Genomic DNA, 19000 nt, shown 5'->3' with positions numbered 1-19000 from the left:
CTCAGCGGCCGAGTCTGCCGCGGACCATGCCGAGCACCGAGTTCAGCTCCTGGATGCGCAGCCTGCGGGCGACCAGTACGAAGATCGCCAACAGTGCGATGCCACCCACGATCAGAGCTGCGATCGACCCCAGCACGCCGTATCCCAGCGTCCGGGTGGTCAGATAGCTGAGCACTCCACCGATCAGGGCCGCGGGGACGGACGCCAGGGACAGCCGGGCGTAGCTGCGCAGCACGTGTGTGCCGTCCAGGTCTCCGCCCAGGCGCCGGCTCAGTCGCCGCCAGGCCACGCCCACGCCGACCGCGTAAGCCAGGCCGTACACCCCCGCCATGCCGGTCACCGCCCACCGGGCGGGCAGCACCATGTAGCAGATCCACGACCCTGCGGCGTTGCAGACGGCCACGATGACCGTGTTGTAGAAGGGCGTGCGGGTGTCCTCGTACGCGTAGAAACCGCGGAGGACGACGTACTGCACCGAGTACGGGATCAGTCCCACGCCGAACGCCATCAGGATGTACCCGATGGACTTGGCGGCCTCCGTTTGGCTGGAGCCGTACAGCAGGGTGCACATCGGCACGCCGAGGGCGACGAAGGCGAAAGCCAACGGGACGATCACGACGGCGGAGTTGCGCAGCCCCTGGGAGATGTCGTCGCGTACCGCGCCCGGGTCGCCGTCGGCGGCGGCCCGGGACAGCCGCGGGAGCAGCGCGGCCATCACCGAGACGGTGATGATGGCCTGCGGCATCGCCCAGATCAGCTGGGCGTTGGTGTACGCGAGGAAACCAGCACCCTTCGCGCCGGAGGCATGTCCTGCCGCGGTGGACAGCTCGGTGACCACGATCAGGCCGGCCTGGTTGGCGAGCACGAAGAGCATCGTCCACTTGGCCAGCGCCATCGTCTTGCCGAGGCCGTGGCCGCGCCAGTCGAAGCGCGGACGGAAGCGGAAGCCGGCCTCGCGCAGGTACGGGATCATGGCCAGCGCCTGGACGACGAGTCCGAGCAGGGTGCCGATGCCGAGCAGCCGCACGCCCTCCGGCGGGATCGTCTGTACGTCCATGTTGGTGTGCGCCGAGGTGCCGTAGACCCAGAGGAACGACCCGAAGGCGAAGATCATCACGATGTTGTTGAGGACCGGAGTCCACATCATCGCGCCGAACTTGCCGCGGGCGTTGAGGATCTGCCCCATCACCACATGGATGCCCATGAAGAAGATGGTGGGCAGGCAGTAGCGGGCGAAGGTGACGGTGACGCTGTTGGCCACCGCGTCGTCCGCGATGGTCGGCGACTGTAGACGGATCAGCCAGGGCGCGGCCACCACGACGACCACGGTGATCAGACCGAGGGCGACCATCACCAGCGTCAGCAGCCGGTTGGCGTAGGCCTCGCCGCCGTCCTCGTCCTCCTTCATGGAGCGCACCAGCTGTGGCACGAAGACGGAGTTCAGGCCGCCGCCGACGGTGAGGATGTACACCATCGTCGGCAGCGTGTAGGCGACGGTGAAGCTGTCGCCGAGCATGCCGGGGCCGAGTGCGGCGGTGATCACAATGGTGCGGACGAAGCCGGTGATACGGGAGACCAGGGTGCCCGCCGCCATCACCGCGCTGGACTTCAGCAGGCTCGACGCCTTGCCGCGTGGCTTCGGCGGGGAAACCGGTGCGGGGGCGGCCGCGGCGGCCGGGCCGGGTGCTTCACCCTGGCCGGCCGCTTCGGTCGCCGGCGTCGGGACGGCGAAGGGCTCGACGGGTCGCCCGGAGTCGTGCTGCTGGTCCCGGAACAGATACGCGAAGGCGTCCTGGTGGTGGCTCTCGTCGCCTGCCTGGCCGGCCTGGTCTGTGGGGCCGAAAGGATCGTCCACGGCACCGTACGGCGCCTGGACGGGCTCTGCGGAGGGTACTGAGGGGCGCCCGGGGCCCTGTGGTGCCTGTGGTGCCTGTGGTGCCGGAGGCCGGGCTTCGGCCCACTGGCGCGGGTCGGCGATCTGACCGGACGGGGGCGGCCCGGGATACGGCGGTCGTGGCTCCTGGCCGGAGTAGCCGGGGTAGGCCGACTGCGGGCCCTGGCCCCGGTACGGGGCCTGCCCCTCATCGCCCCGATAGGACGGTGGCGGGCCCTGGTACGGGGGCGGGACGGGGCGCGTGTGGTGGTCGTGCAGCGCCCCGGCCACCGGCTCCTGCACGGTCGGGTGCTGGCCGTAGGCATCCTGCCCGGGGTACGGGTCCTGGCCGTAGCCGTCCGGCGGGTACATCTCGGCGGCCTGCTGCGGTGGCATCAGGTGAGGATCGGGCGCACCGGAGTGGCCGGGCTCGGGCGGGCCGGCGTACGGGTCACCGGCGGACGGCCCGCCCGTGCCCTGGCCGCGGTCACCCTCGTACGGCGCGTTCATGGATACCCCACCTCATCGTCCCGGGCCGGCCGGCCACGACATCGCTCAACGGTCCACTCTCTCACCCGCGCCGGGCGGGTCGATGCTTTCCGCAACGGTGTCCACGGCCGGGTCACTCGGGTGACCGGAGCCCGTCGCCCCGGGCTGCCGGTCCGGCCGCTCCCCGTGGACGGTGTCCTGGTGGTCCGCGGCGACGGCGTCGGAGTCGGTGGTGGCCCGCTCGGTCGCACCGGTGGCGGTGGCGTCGGGTGCGTCCTGGGCAGCGGTGGAAGCATCCGCCTGGGCGTCTGCTGCGGCCGCCCGGGCCGCCGCACGCTTGCGCGTGGTGTACATCCGGAACCCGGCGAGCACGAGCAGGAGCACCCCGCCCGCGATGACCAACATCACCGTGGGAGTGACTTCAGTCACGTCCACGTCGAACGTGACCGGGTCCCCGTACGGCTGCCCGTCCTCTGTGAACAGCTGGGCCCGCACCGGCACCGGTCCATTGGCATTCGCCGTGGTGGTGAACTTCAGGGACTGGCTGTGCCCGCCGCTGACCTCCACCTGCTGCTCGGAGTAGGGCTTGTCACCGATCTTGAGACGGGTCGGCTTGGTCGAGGTGAGCCGGAGCGTCAGATGGTCGACGCCCTGCACCAGGTTGTTCTGCACGGTCACCGGGATGGTCGCGCTACGCCCCGAGAGCTTGGTGTCGGACTTCTCGATCAGGCCCACGCCCTTGGTGAGCCCGCCCAGATACGAGGCCACCCCACCCCGGAAGGTCTTGGCGTCCGTGCCGTGGCCGCGCCACGACGTCGACAACTCCCGATCAAGGGCTCGGCCGAAGGGGGTGACCACCCGGGAGGCATCCGTCAGGATCACCTTGAAGGCGTCCAGCTTGCGCTCGGTGTGCTGGATGGCGTTGAAGGCCCGCTTGGGCATCTCCTGCCGGCGCAGCGCGGCCGGGTACGACCGGGTCGACGGGACGTGCGTGCTGGCGCCCGGGTCGGGCTTGGCGTCGGCCGCCGCCGAGAGGTCCTGCGGCTGGGACCAGCCGCCGTCCTGCAAGGCGTGCAGCGCCTTCGCCATCGTCTGGGCCTGGCTTGCGGTGGGCATGCGCTGCGGAGCGACGACGATGCTGCGCGGGGTGCCCGGCGCCTGTTGCTTGATCATCAGGCTCTGGCCGAGGAAGTTCTGCACGGCCAGCGTGGCGGACTCGGCGCGGGTCATGTCGCCTTGGAAGGCCTTCGAGAGCCCGGCGTCGGCGACTACCGCAGTGGTCCCACCGCCGATGGGCCGTGCCGCGGTGGGCGTGTATGCGAGACGGCCGGACTCCCGGAAGCTGTCGCTGCGTGCGATCACCTTGTGAGCGCCCGCGGAGGTCGCGACGTCGACGATGGACGGGTCGACGGCGCCGTCGACCGGCCAGGCGAAGTCCGTGTCCGGTTTCACGTGGAGCACCGTCTCCACCGTGGTGGCGGCCACCGTGGTGGCGCCCTGAAGGTGGCCCAGCGAGCCGGAGACGTTCTTGCCGGTGTGGGCGAGTGAAGCCAGGTCGGGATCGGCGAAGGGGAGGGCCACGACCTTCTTGCCGGATACCGCCTTCTCCAGGTTGTTCAGCCACTGCTTGGCCAGGGCCTGGTTCGTGCCGGCCACCGTGGTGCCGTCGGGGCGCTGCACCTTGTAGTTCTTCGTCATGGCGTCGAGCGAGGCCAGCAGGTCCGGGTCGATGACCCAGGTCACGTCGAGATCGCTGCCCAGGGCCAGCATCTGCTGTAGCCGACCGCCCGGGGCGATCTCCTTCGCCAGCGAGTCGTCGTGGAAGACAGGCGTCTGCTGCTCGTCGGAACCCGTCTCCGCGGTGACGTGCGTGGCGGAGATGAGCGGCCACAGATAGGTGGTCTTCGTCTTGGTGGACGCGGCGTCGGGCTGCCACGGCAGCACGGTCCGCTCGATGCCGAGTGTCTGCTCCCAGGGCTGCGCCGCGGTCTGCCCGGTGAGCTCGACACCCAGCTGGTAGACGCCGGTGGAGCCGAGGTCGAGCTTCTTGACGGGGATGGACAGGGTGAACGGCTGCGAGACGCCCGGCGCAAGCTTGGCGAACTTCTTCGCGTACGGGCCGTCGACCTGAGTGCCCTCGGGGCCTGATCCGAAGCCCGGGCGCTTGGACAAGCCGTCGATCGCCGACCGCCCCTCCAAAGCGGGCCCCACCCGCAGTGCCAGGGACGCGTCGGTCACCGTGTGCCTGCTCTTGTTGGTGAGCGTGCCGGTCAGGGTCAGGGTGTCCCCGTGGGTCGGCACGCTGGGCGTGAGCGAGTTCACGGCCACGTCGACCGTGCGCGACCCGGTAGGAGCGGTTTTCTGGGCGGCCTGGGCCTGGGCGGCGGTATGGCCGCTGGTGTCCTGCGCGAGGGCAGGGGAGGACGCCGGAAGCAGGAGACCGGTAAGGAGCGGTGCTCCGGCGATCAGTATGCCGGTGCGCCTCAGCCACCGGCGGGCGGCTGAGGCACCTGTCCCGTGGATGTCTGCCGCCTCGGCCACGCGTTCGCCCGTTCCTCGTCGTCGTTCAGTGGTCGTTGCCGCCCGCTGGCGCCGGTAGGCGCTCATGGGATGTTGCTCCCCGCATGGTAACGAGGCGCGCTGTGACCGAGTGCCCCGCGCTGTCCCACGCGGTTGCCCGGACCGGTCCGGGCAGGGTACCGGGCGCGCCGGTGTGGTGGGCCTCGCAGGGCCTCGCCGCACCGCTTTATGGGGCGCGCGGCCGGAGCTGCGCCCCGTACCCTTTTCTGTTGTGCCGAATGCCAAAGAAGACAACCCCAGTGCCCTGAGCCAGGTGCAGCACCGCGCGGTCAGCGAACTGCTACGGGTGTCCCCTGTCGCCGACGACCTCGCCCGCCGCTTCCAGAACGCCGGGCATTCCCTCGCTCTGGTCGGTGGCTCGGTCCGTGATGCTCTCCTGGGCCGGCTGGGCAACGATCTGGACTTCACGACCGACGCCCGTCCCCAGGACGTGCTGAAGATCGTCCGGCCATGGGCGGACGCGGTCTGGGAGGTGGGGATCGCGTTCGGCACGGTCGGTTGTCAGAAGAGGGGCCACGTCGACGGTACCGATCAGACGTTCCAGGTCGAGGTCACCACCTACCGCTCGGAGTCGTACGACAGGACCTCGCGCAAGCCGGAGGTCTCTTACGGCGACTCGATCGAGGAAGACCTCGTGCGCCGTGACTTCACCGTGAATGCCATGGCGGTGGCCCTGCCCGAGAAGGAGTTCATCGACCCGCACGGTGGCCTCGGTGATCTCGCCGAGCATGTACTGCGGACTCCCGGCACCCCCGAGGCATCGTTCTCCGACGACCCGCTGCGGATGGTGCGGGCGGCACGTTTCGCTGCGCAGCTGGACTTCGATGTGGCCCCGGAGGTCGTCGCCGCCATGAAGGCGATGGCCGGGCGTATCGAGATCGTCTCCGCGGAACGGGTCAGGGAGGAACTGAACAAGCTGCTTCTCTCGCCGTATCCGCGTAAGGGCCTCACCCTGCTCGTGGACACCGGCCTTGCCGATCATGTCCTGCCCGAGCTTCCGGCGCTGCGCCTGGAACGTGACGAGCACCACCGACACAAGGATGTCTACGAGCACACGCTGATCGTTCTGGAGCAGGCCATGGCCCTGGAGGAGGACGGGCCCGACCTCACGCTACGGCTCGCCGCGCTCCTGCATGACATCGGCAAGCCCAGGACTCGCCGCTTCGAGAAGGATGGCCGGGTCTCCTTCCACCACCACGAAGTGGTGGGCGCCAAGATGGCCAAAAAGCGGATGACCGCGCTCAAGTACCCCAATGAGCTGGTGAAGGACGTCGCTCGTCTTGTGGAGCTCCATCTGCGCTTCCACGGCTACGGCACCGGTGAGTGGACGGACTCCGCCGTGCGTCGATACGTCCGCGATGCGGGGCCTCTGCTGTCCCGGCTCCACAAGCTGACGCGTTCCGACTGCACCACACGCAACAAGCGTCGGGCCAACGCGCTCTCCCGCGCCTACGACGGCCTGGAGGAACGCATCGCACAGCTTCAGGAACAAGAGGAGCTGGACGCCATCCGTCCTGATCTGGACGGCAACCAGATCATGGAGGTCCTTGGCGTCAAACCGGGTCCGGTCGTCGGGCAGGCCTACAAGTTCCTGCTGGAGCTGCGTCTGGAGAACGGCCCCGTGGAACATGACGAGGCGGTCAAGGCCCTCAAGGATTGGTGGGAGGCGCAGTCGCGCTGAGCCGGAGGGTGTGGCCCGGCAAGGGTGCACGGCTCAGCTCGGCGAGAGTGCGCCGAGCTGGGCCGTGAAGAAGAGGGAGAGTGGAGAGGGCATGTTTCACGTGAAACATGCCCCTCATGCGTAGAGGGCGGCTGCGATGTTTCACGTGAAACATCGCAGCCGCCCTCAGGTGCTGATCGCCTAGAAGGCCCCGATGGAGAGGTCGTCTCCTACTTGTCCTTCAGGCAGAGCAGGAAGTCCTCGCCATCGCCCGTCTCGGTGTAGACGTACTGGTAGTCCTGGGCTTCGGCCTTGCACTTGGTGTTGGCGGTCTGCTCCCCGTAGTTGCCCTTGATCTTCGCGAGGACCGTGTACTGGGCCTTCGCGGAACTGCAGTCAACGACCTCCAGGTCGGGGTCGTTGTCGTCCTGGCTGCCCCTGTGCATGCAGTCGCCCACACTCGCGGTGTCCGCGTCGTCCCGGCTGGCGTACCAGCCGCCGACTATCACGATGAGGCCGACAATGGCTCCGGCGACCCGGAGGATGCTCTTGAAGCTCTTACGCGGGCGCTGCGGCGGAGGCATCGTGGCGGGGCCACCCTGGTTGAAGTAGGGCGGCTGCTGCATCCCGGGCTGTCCCTGCGGTCCCGGCTGCCCCTGCTGGGGCGGGTAGCCGTAGCCGCCCTGCGGCGGGGGCTGCTGACCGTAGGCAGGCTGGCCCTGGGCGAACGGGTTCTGGCCTTGGGGCGGCGTAGTCACGGGGGTCCCCCTCGTCGTTGGCGCAATGGCGCGGATAAGACCCACGTAAGTTATCGGTACGGGAGTAAAATTGCCGAACTCGGGGAACACTCTGTGGCATTGATGTGACACTCACTGCCTATCAAATCGGGCTATAGCGGCAGTAATTGCCGAGTAAATAACGGCCACTGTGACCATCAGGGTGAGTGATCGGCCGTCAGGAGGAAGTAGCAAGGCGGCCATTCCTGCGGCCCCCACGAAGGCGACGTTGAACAGCACGTCGTAGAGGGCGAAGACCCGGCCGCGGAAGCCATCCTCGACGCTCGACTGCACCACCGTGTCCGTCGCGATCTTCGCGCCCTGGGTGACAAGACCGAGGATGAACGCGCAGACCAGCATCGGTGAGCGGGCGAAGGTGAACCCGAGTCCCGGGACCAGTACCGCGGCGGAGCCCGCACAGGCGGTGATCCACCCCATGGACCCCCATCGCCCCACTGCGGCCGGGGTCAGGGCGGCGGCCACGAAGAACCCCACCGCCGAGGCGCCCACGGCCAACCCCAGCGACGCCAGGCCCCGGTTCGGGTCGGAGGACATCAACGACCCGGATGGCCACGCGTATCGGCAGAGCATGAGCACCGTGACCGTCAGCGCGCCGTAGCAGAACCGCATCAGGGTCATCGCGGCCAGCGCCCGCGCTGCCGTCCGGCGCGGTGGCTCGGCCAGATAGCGCACCCCGGCTGCGAGCCCGCGCGCCGTTCCCGTGAGTGCCGAACCCAGTCCGGGCCGTACGGCCGCGGCATCGGGCCCCAGCGAGGTCCGTCCCAGCAGAAGCGAGGCCAGCGCAGCGGCCAGGTAGAGCCCGGCGGCGGCCACGACGACACCCGTGTCGGAGTCCGAGCCAGGGGCCACCAGCCGGATGGCGAAGGCGAGACCACCACCCGCGGATGCGGCCAGCGTCCCTGCCGTGGGGGACACCGAGTTGGCCACGACCAGGCGCTCGGCATCGACGACATGCGGAAGTGCCGCGGACAGGCCCGCGAGGACGAAGCGGTTGACGGCCGTCACACAGAGGGCGGAGGCGTAGAAGTACGGGCTCGGTGCCGCACCGAGCATCAGGGCGGCGGTGCCGACGGCGAGCAGGGCGCGCAGCAGGTTGCCGTGCCAGAAGACCTGGCGGCGCTGCCAGCGGTCCAACAGCACCCCGGTGAACGGGCCGATGAGCGAGTACGGCAGCAACAGCACCGCCATGGCCCAGGCGATGGCGCCGGCCGATGTCTCGCTCTCCGGAGCGAAGACCACATGGGCGGCGAGCGCGACCTGGTAGACGCCATCGGCGCCCTGCGAGAGCAGCCGTACGCCGAGGAGCCGGCGGAAACCCTTGAAGCGCAGCAGCACACGTAGGTCGCCGACGACAGCCATGGGGCACACCTTCACACACCCGGGTCCCGGCGTTCAGATGAGGCCATCTGCCCGGCTGCACGGCAGGGCCGCACCCGCCCCCGACCGGCCTCCGGGCTGTGGACAACAGGCCAGCGGGCCCCGACGCCAAGCGTCCGGGGCCCGCAGGGTGTACCGAAGACGGCGTCAGCGTTCGACGTCGCCCCTGATGAACTTCTCCACGTTCTCCCGGGCCTCGTCGTCGAAGTACTGCACCGGCGGGGACTTCATGAAGTACGAGGACGCGGAGAGGATGGGGCCGCCGATACCGCGATCCTTGGCGATCTTCGCGGCACGCAGGGCGTCGATGATGACACCCGCGGAGTTCGGGGAGTCCCAGACCTCCAGCTTGTACTCCAGGTTCAGCGGGACGTCACCGAAGGCACGGCCCTCGAGACGGACGTAGGCCCACTTGCGGTCGTCGAGCCAGGCCACGTAGTCGGACGGACCGATGTGGACGTTGTCCGCGCCGAGCTCGCGGTCGCGGATCTGCGAGGTGACGGACTGGGTCTTGGAGATCTTCTTGGACTCCAGCCGGTCGCGCTCCAGCATGTTCTTGAAGTCCATGTTGCCGCCGACGTTCAGCTGCATCGTGCGGTCCAGGATGACGCCCCGGTCCTCGAAGAGCTTGGCCATGACGCGGTGCGTGATGGTGGCGCCGACCTGCGACTTGATGTCGTCACCGACGATCGGGACACCGGCCGCCTCGAACTTGTCCGCCCACTCCTTGGTGCCGGCGATGAAGACCGGCAGGGCGTTGACGAACGCGACCTTGGCGTCGATGGCGCACTGCGCGTAGTACTTCGCGGCGTCCTCAGAGCCCACCGGGAGATAGCAGACGAGGACGTCGACCTGCTTGTCCTTGAGGATCTGGACGATGTCGGCCGGTTCCTCAGAGGATTCCTCGATGGTCTCGCGGTAGTACTTGCCGAGCCCGTCGAGCGTGTGGCCGCGCTGCACGGACACACCGGTGCGGGGCACGTCGCAGATCTTGATGGTGTTGTTCTCGCTGGCCCCGATGGCGTCCGCGAGGTCCAGGCCGACCTTCTTCGCGTCCACGTCGAAGGCAGCGACGAACTCGACGTCCCGGACGTGGTACTCGCCGAACTGGACGTGCATGAGGCCCGGCACCTTGCTGCCCGGGTCGGCGTCCTTGTAGTACTCGACGCCCTGCACCAGCGAGGCGGCGCAGTTGCCCACGCCGACGATGGCTACGCGTACCGAACCCATTGCGGTTGCTCCCTGTGTGTTCTTGAACATGCGGATGAGGACCTGCCTGCGGGCAGGCAGGTCCTCATGGGGTGGTGTCGTCGAACGGATCCGGCCGGGAATCGTCCCGGTGCCGGGGCAGGCCGTCCGACGGCCCAGATGTGTCGTGCCGGGCGGTGTCCCCCGAGGGGGCACCGGCAGCATCGGATTGCCGCTGGTCCCGGCCCGCTCGCTCGCTCTCGATGAGCTCGTTCAGCCAGCGAACCTCGCGCTCCACGGACTCCATGCCGTGTCGCTGTAGCTCGAGGGTGTAGCTGTCGAGGCGCTCCCGGGTGCGGGCCAAGGAGATGCGCATCTTTTCCAGCCGTTCTTCCAGCCGGCTGCGGCGGCCCTCCAGCACGCGCATGCGTACATCCCTGGACGTCTGTCCGAAGAACGCGAAGCGGGCGGCGAAGTGCTCGTCGTCATAGGCATCGGGACCGGTCTGGGACAGCAGCTCCTCGAAGTGCTCCTTGCCCTCGGCCGTCAGCCGGTAGACGATCTTGGCGCGGCGGCCCGCAAGGGGAGCGGCGAGAGCGTCCTGTGGCGGACCGGCCGATTCCTCGGCCAGCCAGCCCTGGCTGACGAGCGTCTTTAGACAGGGGTAGAGCGATCCGTAGCTGAAGGCACGGAACACCCCCAGTGAGGTATTGAGTCGTTTGCGCAGCTCATAGCCGTGCATCGGGGACTCGCGCAGCAGTCCGAGGATGGCGAACTCAAGGATGCCGGAGCGTCGGCTCACGGTCGCCTCCTCCTCCGCACCGGCTGTGCCGGCTGTCTGCTGTCGTCCCGTGTCGTCCCGACGTCCGTCTGCACGTCTATAGAGGACTCACGCGGTAGGTCACATCGATATGTCGCGGCGATGTGTCACCCCGATGTATCGACTCGATACATCTCGACGATAGAACGGCGGCACGGGTGGGACAAGAGGGAGCCCGGTGAACACAGTCACATCCGTGAAGGGCCGGAAATAGTTGTCGGTTTTGAAGGGGCCTACTGTCTTACGCGGGCTTTGGCGATGCGTAGTCTGTGCGCCATGCACACCACCGGGAACGGAGTGACGTCCCCCAGTCGTCGATGTCCTTGGTGTAGTGCGGGTGACGGCCGGATAGGCCGCGTCCGTGTGTCGGGGGGACCGGAAATCTGTCGTCGTGCCAAGGCGGACCAGCGCCTGCCCGAGGAGTAGTCCTTCGATGAGCGAGCACCGTCGCAAACAGCCGCAGCCAGGAGGGGGCGGGCGAGCCGCCCGCCGTGGCTCGTCCGGCGCGCCGACGGGCCGTCGTGCGGCCCCCCGTGGTGACGCCAATGCGTCCCCCTCCGATTCGTACGAGTCGTACGGATCCCGATCATCCGGCGGCGAGAGCAGCCAGAGCAGCCAGGCCCCCTACGGGGGCCGAGCCGAAGCGCGCCGTGCGGCGCAGCGCGGCGGCCGGCGCCGGGCCGCCGATGGCGCAGGTCACGGTGGCCATGGCGGCCACGGTGGTGGCCGTCGCGGCCGGGGTCCCGGTGGTCCCGGCGGCCCGAATGGGCCAGGTCGGGGCAGGGGTCGCGGTCCTGCGCCCAAGAAGCGGTTCATTGACTATCCGCGCGCAGGAAAGTACGGCTGGGCCCGCTGGGTGCCGTCCTGGCGACTGATGTCCGGCCTGTTCCTCGGCTTCGTCGGCAGCCTCATGGCGGTCGCCGGCATCGGCTACGCCATGGTCGACGTGCCGAACGTGGCCGACTCGGCCACGGCCCAGAACAACGTCTACTACTGGGCCGACGACACCCCGATGGTCGCCACCGGCGGTGAGCGTAACCGCCAGATCATCGACTACGCGGACATACCCGCGTCGATGCGCTGGGCGGTGATCTCCGCCGAGAACAAGACGTTCTGGACGGACAAGGGCGTCGACCCGGTGGGTATCGGCCGGGCCCTGGTGAACATGGCCAGGGGCGGCGAGACGCAGGGTGGCTCGACGATCACCCAGCAGTACGTGAAGAACGCCCGGCTCGGTGACCAGTCGCAGACGATCACGCGTAAGTTCAAGGAACTCTTCATCTCCATCAAAGTGGGCGCCACGGTGGACAAGCAGGAGATCCTTGCGGGCTACCTGAACACCGCGTACTACGGACGCGGTGCCTACGGCATCCAGGCGGCCGCCCGCGCCTACTTCAACGAGGACGCCGAGAAGCTGAACCCGAGCCAGTGCGCCTTCCTGGCCGCGGTCCTCAAGGGCTCCACGTATTACGACCCGGCCGGTGCCACGGACATCGACCCGGCTGCGACCGCGGTGGACAACCGGAAGCGGGCCACTGACCGGTGGAAGTGGATCCTTGACCAAGAGGTCAAATACGGTCACATGAGCCGTACCGACCACGACAAGTGGACCACCAAGGGGTTCCCCCACACGGAGAACCCCCGGTCCAACAGTCAGCTCGGTGGGCAGATCGGCTACCTCGTCAGCCTTGCCCAGGGTTATGTCACCCAGCACACCGACATCAGCGAGCAGGACCTACAGGCGGGCGGCTACGAGATCCACACGACCTTCGACAAGAAGAAGGTCAACCAGCTGGAGAAAGCCGTCACGAAGGTACGCAAGCAGAACATCAAGCCCGACGAGCGGCCGAAGACCGATACGCACGTCCAGTTCGGCGGGGCCTCGGTGGATCCGAATTCAGGGGCGATCGAGGCCATCTACGGCGGTGAAGACGCCACCAAGCACTTCACCAACAATGCCAACGAGACCGGTGCCCAGGTGGGGTCGACGTTCAAGCCGTTTGTGCTGGCGGCAGCCATGCGGGACGGCATCCGGGACAAGCACGGGTCAGAAGAGCAGGGTCCGTCCGAACGGACCGTCGTCTCCCCCAAGAGCATGTACAGCGGGAAGAACAAACTCAAGATCAAGAACTATGACGGCTCGGACTGGACCGACAAGGACGGCAAGGAGTGGCTCCAGACCAACGATGGCCACGAGTCGTACGGCAAGAAGCCGACCTACATGATGACCCTCCGTGAGGCCATGCAGTGGTCGGTGAACTCTGCCTATGTGCAGCTCGGCATGGATGTCGGCCTGGACAAGGTCAAACAGTCCGCTCTCGACGCCGGTCTCCTCGACGGCAGCAGCATGGCCAGCGCCGACTATCCGTCCTTCTCGATCGGCACCTCTTCCCCCAGCGCCATCCGGATGGCCGGGGCCTACGGCACCTTCGCAGCCAATGGTGAGAGGCGCGAGCCGTACTCGGTGAAGAAGGTCATGCACAAGGGCGAGGAAGCCTACAAGCACGATGACGCGGTGGAATCGAAGTTCAGCCCGGAGGTGGCCCACAACGTCACCGATGTGCTGAAGACGGTCGTCGACAAGGGCACCGGTACCAGCGCCAAGCTGCCGAACCGCCAGGTGGCGGGCAAGACCGGTACCACCGACGGCAACAAGTCCGCGTGGTTCGTCGGCTACACCCCTCAGCTGTCCACGGCAATCTCCATGTACCGCCTCGACGACAACGAGAAGAACAAGGAGCGCAAGTTCCTGGAGATGTACGGCACGGGCGGCCAGAAGAAGATCCACGGTGCCTCGTTCCCGGCCCAGATCTGGCACGACTACATGGCGGACGCCCTGAAGGACACCCCGCCGAAGGACTTCCCGCCCGCGGAGCCCATCGGCAAGGTCGTCGGCGCCACGCCGAGCCCCTCGGCGACCCCGTCCCCCAGCAATTCCGCGTCCTCCTCGCCCAGCCCGAGCACCACTCCGTCGGGGGTTCCCTCTCCGAGCAATAGCTCGACCTGTGGTGCCTGGTGGTCGTGTGACGGAGGTAATGGCAACGGTGGGACCACCAACGGTGGTACCGATCAAGGCGGCACCTCTACCGGCACAACGAATGGCGGCACGGATCAAGGCGGTACCTCGACCGGCACAACGGACGGTGGCACCGATCAAGGTGGCAATGGCAACGGTGGTAACGGCAACGGTGGCCTCTTTGGAGGCCCATCGGGCTGATCGTCCGCCGGTCCTCGTGAGGGTCGGCGGAGAAGGCGCCTGATGATGCGGCGGCCAGGGTGCGCGATGCCCCCGGCCGCCGCATCTTTCATGTTTCACGTGAAACATGGCCTGATCGGTGGAACGGGATGTTTCACGTGAAACATGACCGCACTCGCACGCTGCGTCACCGATTGCGGACGTGCTGCTCGCGACATCGAGGGTCTTAGGGTTCCTCAGGTAGGTACGGCAGGATGGGCGGCATGCCGAGTGCAGAAATGACGCCCGTGAGCGCGCAGGAGCCGGAGCCCGTGCGGCCCACCAGCGAAGATGAGGTCGCCGCGGCAGGTAGTGAGCTACTTGGTGGCCCCCTCGGACGTTGGGCGCGTCAGAACGGGACGTGGTGGACGCCGGTGCGGATCATCGCTCTCGTCATGATCGGGATGTTTGCGCTGGGCATGGTGGAGAAGTTCCCCTGCTACAACGGCGACTGGTTCTTCGGCGCCAGCTCCCAGTACATCCACGCCTGCTACTCCGATGTGCCGCATCTCTACCAGGGTCGGGGCTTCGCCGATGGGCTGGTCCCGTACTTCGACCGGTTGCCCGGCGATATGGAGTACCTGGAGTATCCCGTGCTGACGGGGCTCTTCATGGAGGTTGCGGCGTGGCTCACGCCCGGCAATGACACCCTCCAGCAGCAGGAGCAGGTGTACTGGATGGTCAACGCCGGGATGCTGTTGATCTGTGCGGTGGTCATCGCCGTCTGCGTCACACGCACCCACCAGCGTCGCCCCTGGGACGGCCTGCTGGTCGCCCTGGCGCCGGCCTTCGCCCTCACCGCGACCATCAACTGGGACCTCCTGGCCGTAGCCCTTACCGCCGGCGCCATGCTGATGTGGGCCCGCGGGCGCGCTCTGGCCTTCGGGGTGCTACTCGGTCTGGCGACCGCGGCCAAGCTCTACCCTGTGCTGTTGCTCGGTCCGCTCCTGGTCCTGTGCTGGCGCGCCGGCGCCTGGCGGCACTACGGGAAGGCCGTCGTAGGGGCGGTCGTGGCGTGGCTGGCGGTCAATCTGCCGATCATGCTTCTGGCCCCCAAGGGCTGGGCGAAGTTCTACACCTTCAGCCAGGAACGCGGTGTCGACTTCGGGTCGCTGTGGTTGGTCCTCTCCCAGCACATGGACAGCCCGCCCACCACGGACACGGTGAACACGCTGGCCATGGTGTTGATGTGCGTGGCCTGCGCAGGCATCGCAGTCCTGGCCTTCACCGCTCCCCGCAGACCACGGTTCGCCCAGCTCGCCTTCCTGGTGGTGGCCGCCTTCATCCTGACCAACAAGGTCTACTCCCCGCAGTACGTGCTGTGGCTGATCCCGCTCGCCGCCCTGGCGCGTCCCCGCTGGCGGGACTTCCTGGTTTGGCAGGCCTGCGAGGTCACGTACTTCCTCGGCATCTGGATGTACCTCGCGTACACCAGCAGCGGTGACCAACACCGAGGGTTGCCGCTCGACGGGTACCAGATGGCGATCGCCGTCCATCTGCTGGGAACGCTCTACCTGTGCGCGGTCGTGGTGCGGGATGCGCTGATGCCCGAGCGGGACCCTGTGCGGCGTTCCGGCTGCGACGATCCGTCGGGCGGGGTGCTGGACGGGGCGAAGGATGTGTTCGTCCGCGGACGCGCCGCCCGGCCGGCACGCCATGCGGCGTCCGGGGGCGGTGACACGACCGTGCAGTGGGGGCTTGGGACCCCGGAAGGTGAGTGGGGAGTCCATGCGCCGGGCGCCGTGGTGGAGGGCCCGTCAGGGCCTCCGCCAGGGGCGCCGTACGCGGGGTGAAACGCTACCGGTCCACGAGCCGGTCGAACTGCGTCGTGGTGTGCCGCAAGTGGGCCACGAGTTCCTCGCCCACCTTCGGCTCGCGTACCCCTTCGGCAGGGATGAAGAGGATCGACACCTGCATGTGCGGCGGCTCCGCGAACCAGCGCTGCTTGCCCTCCCACTGGAACGGGGAGAGATTGCGGTTCACCGTCGCCAGGCCTGCCCGGGCGACGCCCTTCGCGCGTGGCATCACGCCGTGCAGGGCCTTCGGGGCCTCCAGACCCACTCCGTGCGAGGTGCCTCCCGCAACCACCACGAGATAGCCATCGGCAGCCGCCCGCTGCTGTCGGTAGCCGAACCGGTCGCCCTTGGCGACGCGTGTGACGTCGAGGATCGCGCCGCGGTACTCGGTGGCCGCATGCTCCCCGAGCCACAGCCGCGTACCGATGCGGGCGCGGAACCGGGTCTGTGGGAACTGTTGCTGGAGGCGGGCCAGCTCCATGGCCTTCAGATGGCTGACGAACATGGTGTGCAGCGGCAGCCGGGCCGTGCGCAGCCGGTCCATCCAGCCGATGACCTCCTCGACGGCGTCCGAGCCGTCCGTGCGGTCCAGTGGCAGGTGGATGGCGAAGCCTTCGAGCCGTACATCCTCTATGGCCGAGTGCAGAAGCGGCAGGTCCTGCTCGTGCACACCATGCCGCTTCATCGTGGACATGACCTCGATGACGACGCGGGCACCGACGAGGGCGTGCACCCCGTCGACCGACGAGACGGAGCGGATCACCCGGTCGGGCAGGGGCACCGGTTCCTCGCCGCGCCGGAAAGGTGTCAGAACCAGCAGATCGCCGCTGAACCAGTCCTTGATCCGTGCGGCTTCATAGGTGGTGCCGACAGCCAGTATGTCCGAGCCGAATCGCGTGGCCTCCTCCGCGAGACGTTCATGACCGAAGCCGTAGCCGTTGCCCTTGCAGACCGGGACGAGCCCCGGGAACTGCTCCAGCACCTGCTTTTGATGTGCCCGCCAGCGCGCGGTGTCGACGTACAGGGTGAGCGCCATGGCCGGTCCCGGACCCTTTCTCGTGTCTGCGGTATGTGAGATGGATGGAGAGAAATTCTGCCGGATACGGCGGAAAGACGCCCGGTTCTCACATGCTTCGGCCGCCCTCGGTCACCGCCGCGGCCCCGCGGTCGCCCCCCGTCTCCCCGTCATGCGCCGCCGGGCGGCCCGCTCGCCTCAGCGGCGCGACATATAGATGTCGAGTGCCTTGTGCAGCAGCTTGTTGAGGGGGAAATCCCATTCACCGAGATACTCGATCGCCTCCCCGCCGGTGCCCACCTTGAACTGGATGAGCCCGAACAGGTGATCGGTCTCGTCCAGCGAGTCGCTGATGCCCCGCAGGTCGTAGACGGAGGCGCCGAGCTGATAGGCGTCCTGGAGCATCTGCCACTGCATGGCGTTGGACGGTCGCACCTCGCGGCCGATGTTGTCCGACGCGCCGTAGGAGTACCAGACGTGTCCGCCGACGACCAGCATCGTCGCGGCGGAGAGGTTCACACCGTTGTGCCGGGCGAAGTACAGGCGCATACGGCCCGGCTCCTCCGCGTTGAGGGCCTTCCACTGGCGCTGGAAGTACGCCAGCGGCCGGGGCCTGAACTGGTCACGCTCGGCCGTGATCGCGTAGAGCCGCTGCCATTCGGGCAGGTCGTCGTAGCCACCCTGGACGACCTCGACGCCCGCCTTCTCCGCCTTCTTGATGTTCCGCCGCCACAGCTGGTTGAACCCCTTGTGGACCTCCTCCAGCGAGCGGTCCGCCAGCGGCACCTGGAAGACATAGCGCGGCTGGAAGTCACCGAAGCCCGCACCGCTGACCTCCTCCTGCTGCCAGCCCATCCGGCGCAGCCGGTCGGCGACCTCGAAGGCCCGCGGCTCGATGACGTCGGCCTCGATGTCGCGCAGCCGCTTCACATCCGGGCTCTGGATGCCCTTCTTGATCGAAGCGGCCTCCCAGCGCCGGATCACGACCGGCGGCCCCATCTTCACCGAGAAGGCGCCCGCCTGCTTCAGATGGGTGAGCATCGGGTGGAGCCAGTCGGTGAGGTTCGGTGCGTACCAGTTGATCACCGGGCCCTCGGGCAGGTAGGCCAGGTATCGCTTGATCTTGGGCAGCTGCCGGTACAGCACCAGGCCGGCACCCACCAGCTCGCCGGTCTGGTCGTCGAACCAGCCCAGGTTCTCCGAGCGCCACTCCGCCTTGACGTCGGCCCATGCCGGAACCTGGCAGTGACTGGCCGCGGGCAGGCTCCGGATGTACGCCAGATGCTGCTCACGACTGATGGTCCTCAGGGACAGGCTCATGCGGGCGCTCCTAGGGCTGGTGTGTCCCCATGGGTACAGGGGCTCCGGCTCTCCGCGCCGAAGCCTACTGTGCCCAGGGAGCGCCTCGCTGGGCCCTACGACACCCGCGCCGCACTACGGGACCAACGACCGAGGGCGGCGCGCCGTGCGGCACCGGGTCCGGTGTCGCGGGCACGCAAAACACGCGATGCGCCACCTTGTGCAACCGGCAGGCGAGCGGGTGCCGAACGGGTGGCGAGCCGATGGGGCGCCCGCCTGCCCGCCGGCGCGGGTGTGGGCGTGAAAGGTCAGCCGACCAGGCCGCCGAACGGACCGCCGTGGGCTATGCCGAGGAAGAGGCCGAGGCCTGCCGCACCGAGGCCGATGACCAGCCCGAAGCGCTCGCGGGTCGTCTCGGAGATGTACTGCCCGTAGCCACCCGTGATGATCCCCACCAGGCCCGTCCACGAGCTGAGCACATGGAGGTTGCTGAAGATCGAGGAGATGGCCGCGGTCGCTCCGAGGAGGACCGTCACCACCAGAAGGGTGTCCTGGACGGGATGGGGCTTGCCGTCGGTGGAGAACAAGGAGGACAGAGGGGACTCGGTGCGGGATCGCGCGGCATGGACCATAGCGGGCACCTCCTGCAAGGCAGCGCATCGTAGTGCCGTACACACCGTCGGATATCAGACTGTGGGCCATCGGCTCCGGATTTCAACCGGGAGCCGGTGTACGGGTAGTCTGTACCGTCTGCACGGTGTCTGCCCAGGCCTTTGCCCGGGTACTCCCACGGGGCGCCAGGACGCTCCCAAGCTCGGGTGCTCCCGACCCCCGTTGTCAGTGGTGACTGGTTCACTCAGGGATACCGTTG

At 68.0% G+C, this 19000-nt stretch carries 13 protein-coding genes; 3 read left to right on the top strand and 10 right to left on the bottom strand.

The genetic code is table 11. The features are described 5' to 3' along the window. Position 1: 1 nt before the first annotated feature. Positions 2 to 2383, bottom strand: a complete 2382-nt coding sequence (murJ, locus tag NQO67_RS10040) for a murein biosynthesis integral membrane protein MurJ (protein WP_255949458.1) — start codon at positions 2381 to 2383, stop codon at positions 2 to 4. Between the two features lie 45 nt (positions 2384 to 2428). Continuing rightward, on the bottom strand, positions 2429 to 4903 hold the full coding sequence (locus NQO67_RS10035) for a DUF6049 family protein (RefSeq protein WP_255949457.1): 2475 nt from the start codon (positions 4901 to 4903) through the stop codon (positions 2429 to 2431). 250 nt (positions 4904 to 5153) lie between these two features. On the opposite strand from NQO67_RS10035, the gene NQO67_RS10030 reads away from it, so the two are divergent. Next, a complete protein-coding gene (locus NQO67_RS10030) occupies positions 5154 to 6623 on the top strand; it encodes a CCA tRNA nucleotidyltransferase (protein WP_255949456.1) in 1470 nt (489 codons plus the stop codon). Between the two features lie 209 nt (positions 6624 to 6832). Here NQO67_RS10030 and NQO67_RS10025 read toward each other — a convergent pair whose 3' ends face one another. The 5 genes from NQO67_RS10025 to NQO67_RS10005 form a co-directional block, all read right to left on the bottom strand. Beyond that, on the bottom strand, positions 6833 to 7360 hold the full coding sequence (locus tag NQO67_RS10025; protein WP_255949455.1) for an LppU/SCO3897 family protein: 528 nt from the start codon (positions 7358 to 7360) through the stop codon (positions 6833 to 6835). A gap of 111 nt (positions 7361 to 7471) precedes the next feature. Next, entirely contained in the window at positions 7472 to 8758 is a 1287-nt protein-coding gene (locus NQO67_RS10020; RefSeq protein ID WP_255949454.1) for an MFS transporter, read from the bottom strand. A 165-nt stretch (positions 8759 to 8923) separates the two neighbouring features. Further along, positions 8924 to 10006 carry an inositol-3-phosphate synthase gene (locus NQO67_RS10015; RefSeq protein ID WP_255949453.1) on the bottom strand — a complete coding sequence of 361 codons (1083 nt, stop codon included), beginning with the start codon at positions 10004 to 10006 and terminating at the stop codon, positions 8924 to 8926. Between the two features lie 64 nt (positions 10007 to 10070). After that, positions 10071 to 10766, bottom strand: a complete 696-nt coding sequence (locus tag NQO67_RS10010) for a PadR family transcriptional regulator (protein WP_255949452.1) — start codon at positions 10764 to 10766, stop codon at positions 10071 to 10073. Between the two features lie 604 nt (positions 10767 to 11370). Further along, the gene (locus NQO67_RS10005; RefSeq protein ID WP_255949451.1) at positions 11371 to 11493 is read right to left on the bottom strand and encodes a hypothetical protein; all 123 of its coding nucleotides are present in this window, start codon (positions 11491 to 11493) and stop codon (positions 11371 to 11373) included. A gap of 165 nt (positions 11494 to 11658) precedes the next feature. On the opposite strand from NQO67_RS10005, the gene NQO67_RS10000 reads away from it, so the two are divergent. Together NQO67_RS10000 and NQO67_RS09995 are read left to right on the top strand one after the other, a co-directional pair. Then, positions 11659 to 14001, top strand: a complete 2343-nt coding sequence (locus NQO67_RS10000) for a transglycosylase domain-containing protein (RefSeq protein ID WP_255949450.1) — start codon at positions 11659 to 11661, stop codon at positions 13999 to 14001. Positions 14002 to 14243: 242 nt separating this feature from the next. Further along, complete coding sequence (locus tag NQO67_RS09995) at positions 14244 to 15812, top strand: glycosyltransferase family 87 protein (protein ID WP_255949449.1); 1569 nt, start codon at positions 14244 to 14246, stop codon at positions 15810 to 15812. Positions 15813 to 15816: 4 nt separating this feature from the next. Here the strand turns inward: NQO67_RS09995 and NQO67_RS09990 are convergent, their stop codons facing one another. From NQO67_RS09990 to NQO67_RS09980, 3 genes are all read right to left on the bottom strand, one after another. Next, a complete protein-coding gene (locus tag NQO67_RS09990) occupies positions 15817 to 16851 on the bottom strand; it encodes an alanine racemase (RefSeq protein ID WP_255949448.1) in 1035 nt (344 codons plus the stop codon). A 177-nt stretch (positions 16852 to 17028) separates the two neighbouring features. Further along, entirely contained in the window at positions 17029 to 18150 is a 1122-nt protein-coding gene (locus tag NQO67_RS09985) for a lipid II:glycine glycyltransferase FemX (RefSeq protein WP_255949447.1), read from the bottom strand. A 287-nt stretch (positions 18151 to 18437) separates the two neighbouring features. Continuing rightward, positions 18438 to 18761, bottom strand: coding sequence for a hypothetical protein (locus NQO67_RS09980; RefSeq protein WP_255949446.1), 324 nt, complete (start codon positions 18759 to 18761; stop codon positions 18438 to 18440). Between the last annotated feature and the right edge of the window lie 239 nt (positions 18762 to 19000).

The sequence above is a fragment of the Streptomyces odontomachi genome (genome assembly GCF_024435355.1).
Taxonomy (GTDB): Bacteria; Actinomycetota; Actinomycetes; order Streptomycetales; family Streptomycetaceae; genus Streptomyces; species Streptomyces odontomachi.
Note: the sequence above shows the minus strand (reverse complement) of the source record. Positions and strands in the feature narration are given on the sequence as shown.

Excerpts from the sequence above, each read along its gene's own strand:
- murJ (WP_255949458.1), bottom strand. The coding sequence starts at position 2,383 with ATGAACGCGCCGTACGAGGGTGACCGCGGCCAGGGCACGGGCGGGCCG.
- NQO67_RS10020 (WP_255949454.1), bottom strand. The coding sequence starts at position 8,758 with ATGGCTGTCGTCGGCGACCTACGTGTGCTGCTGCGCTTCAAGGGTTTC.
- NQO67_RS10015 (WP_255949453.1), bottom strand. The coding sequence starts at position 10,006 with ATGGGTTCGGTACGCGTAGCCATCGTCGGCGTGGGCAACTGCGCCGCC.
- NQO67_RS10005 (WP_255949451.1), bottom strand. The coding sequence starts at position 11,493 with ATGGCCACCGTGACCTGCGCCATCGGCGGCCCGGCGCCGGCCGCCGCG.
- NQO67_RS10000 (WP_255949450.1), top strand. The coding sequence starts at position 11,659 with ATGTCCGGCCTGTTCCTCGGCTTCGTCGGCAGCCTCATGGCGGTCGCC.
- NQO67_RS09995 (WP_255949449.1), top strand. The coding sequence starts at position 14,244 with ATGCCGAGTGCAGAAATGACGCCCGTGAGCGCGCAGGAGCCGGAGCCC.
- NQO67_RS09990 (WP_255949448.1), bottom strand. The coding sequence starts at position 16,851 with ATGGCGCTCACCCTGTACGTCGACACCGCGCGCTGGCGGGCACATCAA.
- NQO67_RS09985 (WP_255949447.1), bottom strand. The coding sequence starts at position 18,150 with ATGAGCCTGTCCCTGAGGACCATCAGTCGTGAGCAGCATCTGGCGTAC.
- NQO67_RS09980 (WP_255949446.1), bottom strand. The coding sequence starts at position 18,761 with ATGGTCCATGCCGCGCGATCCCGCACCGAGTCCCCTCTGTCCTCCTTG.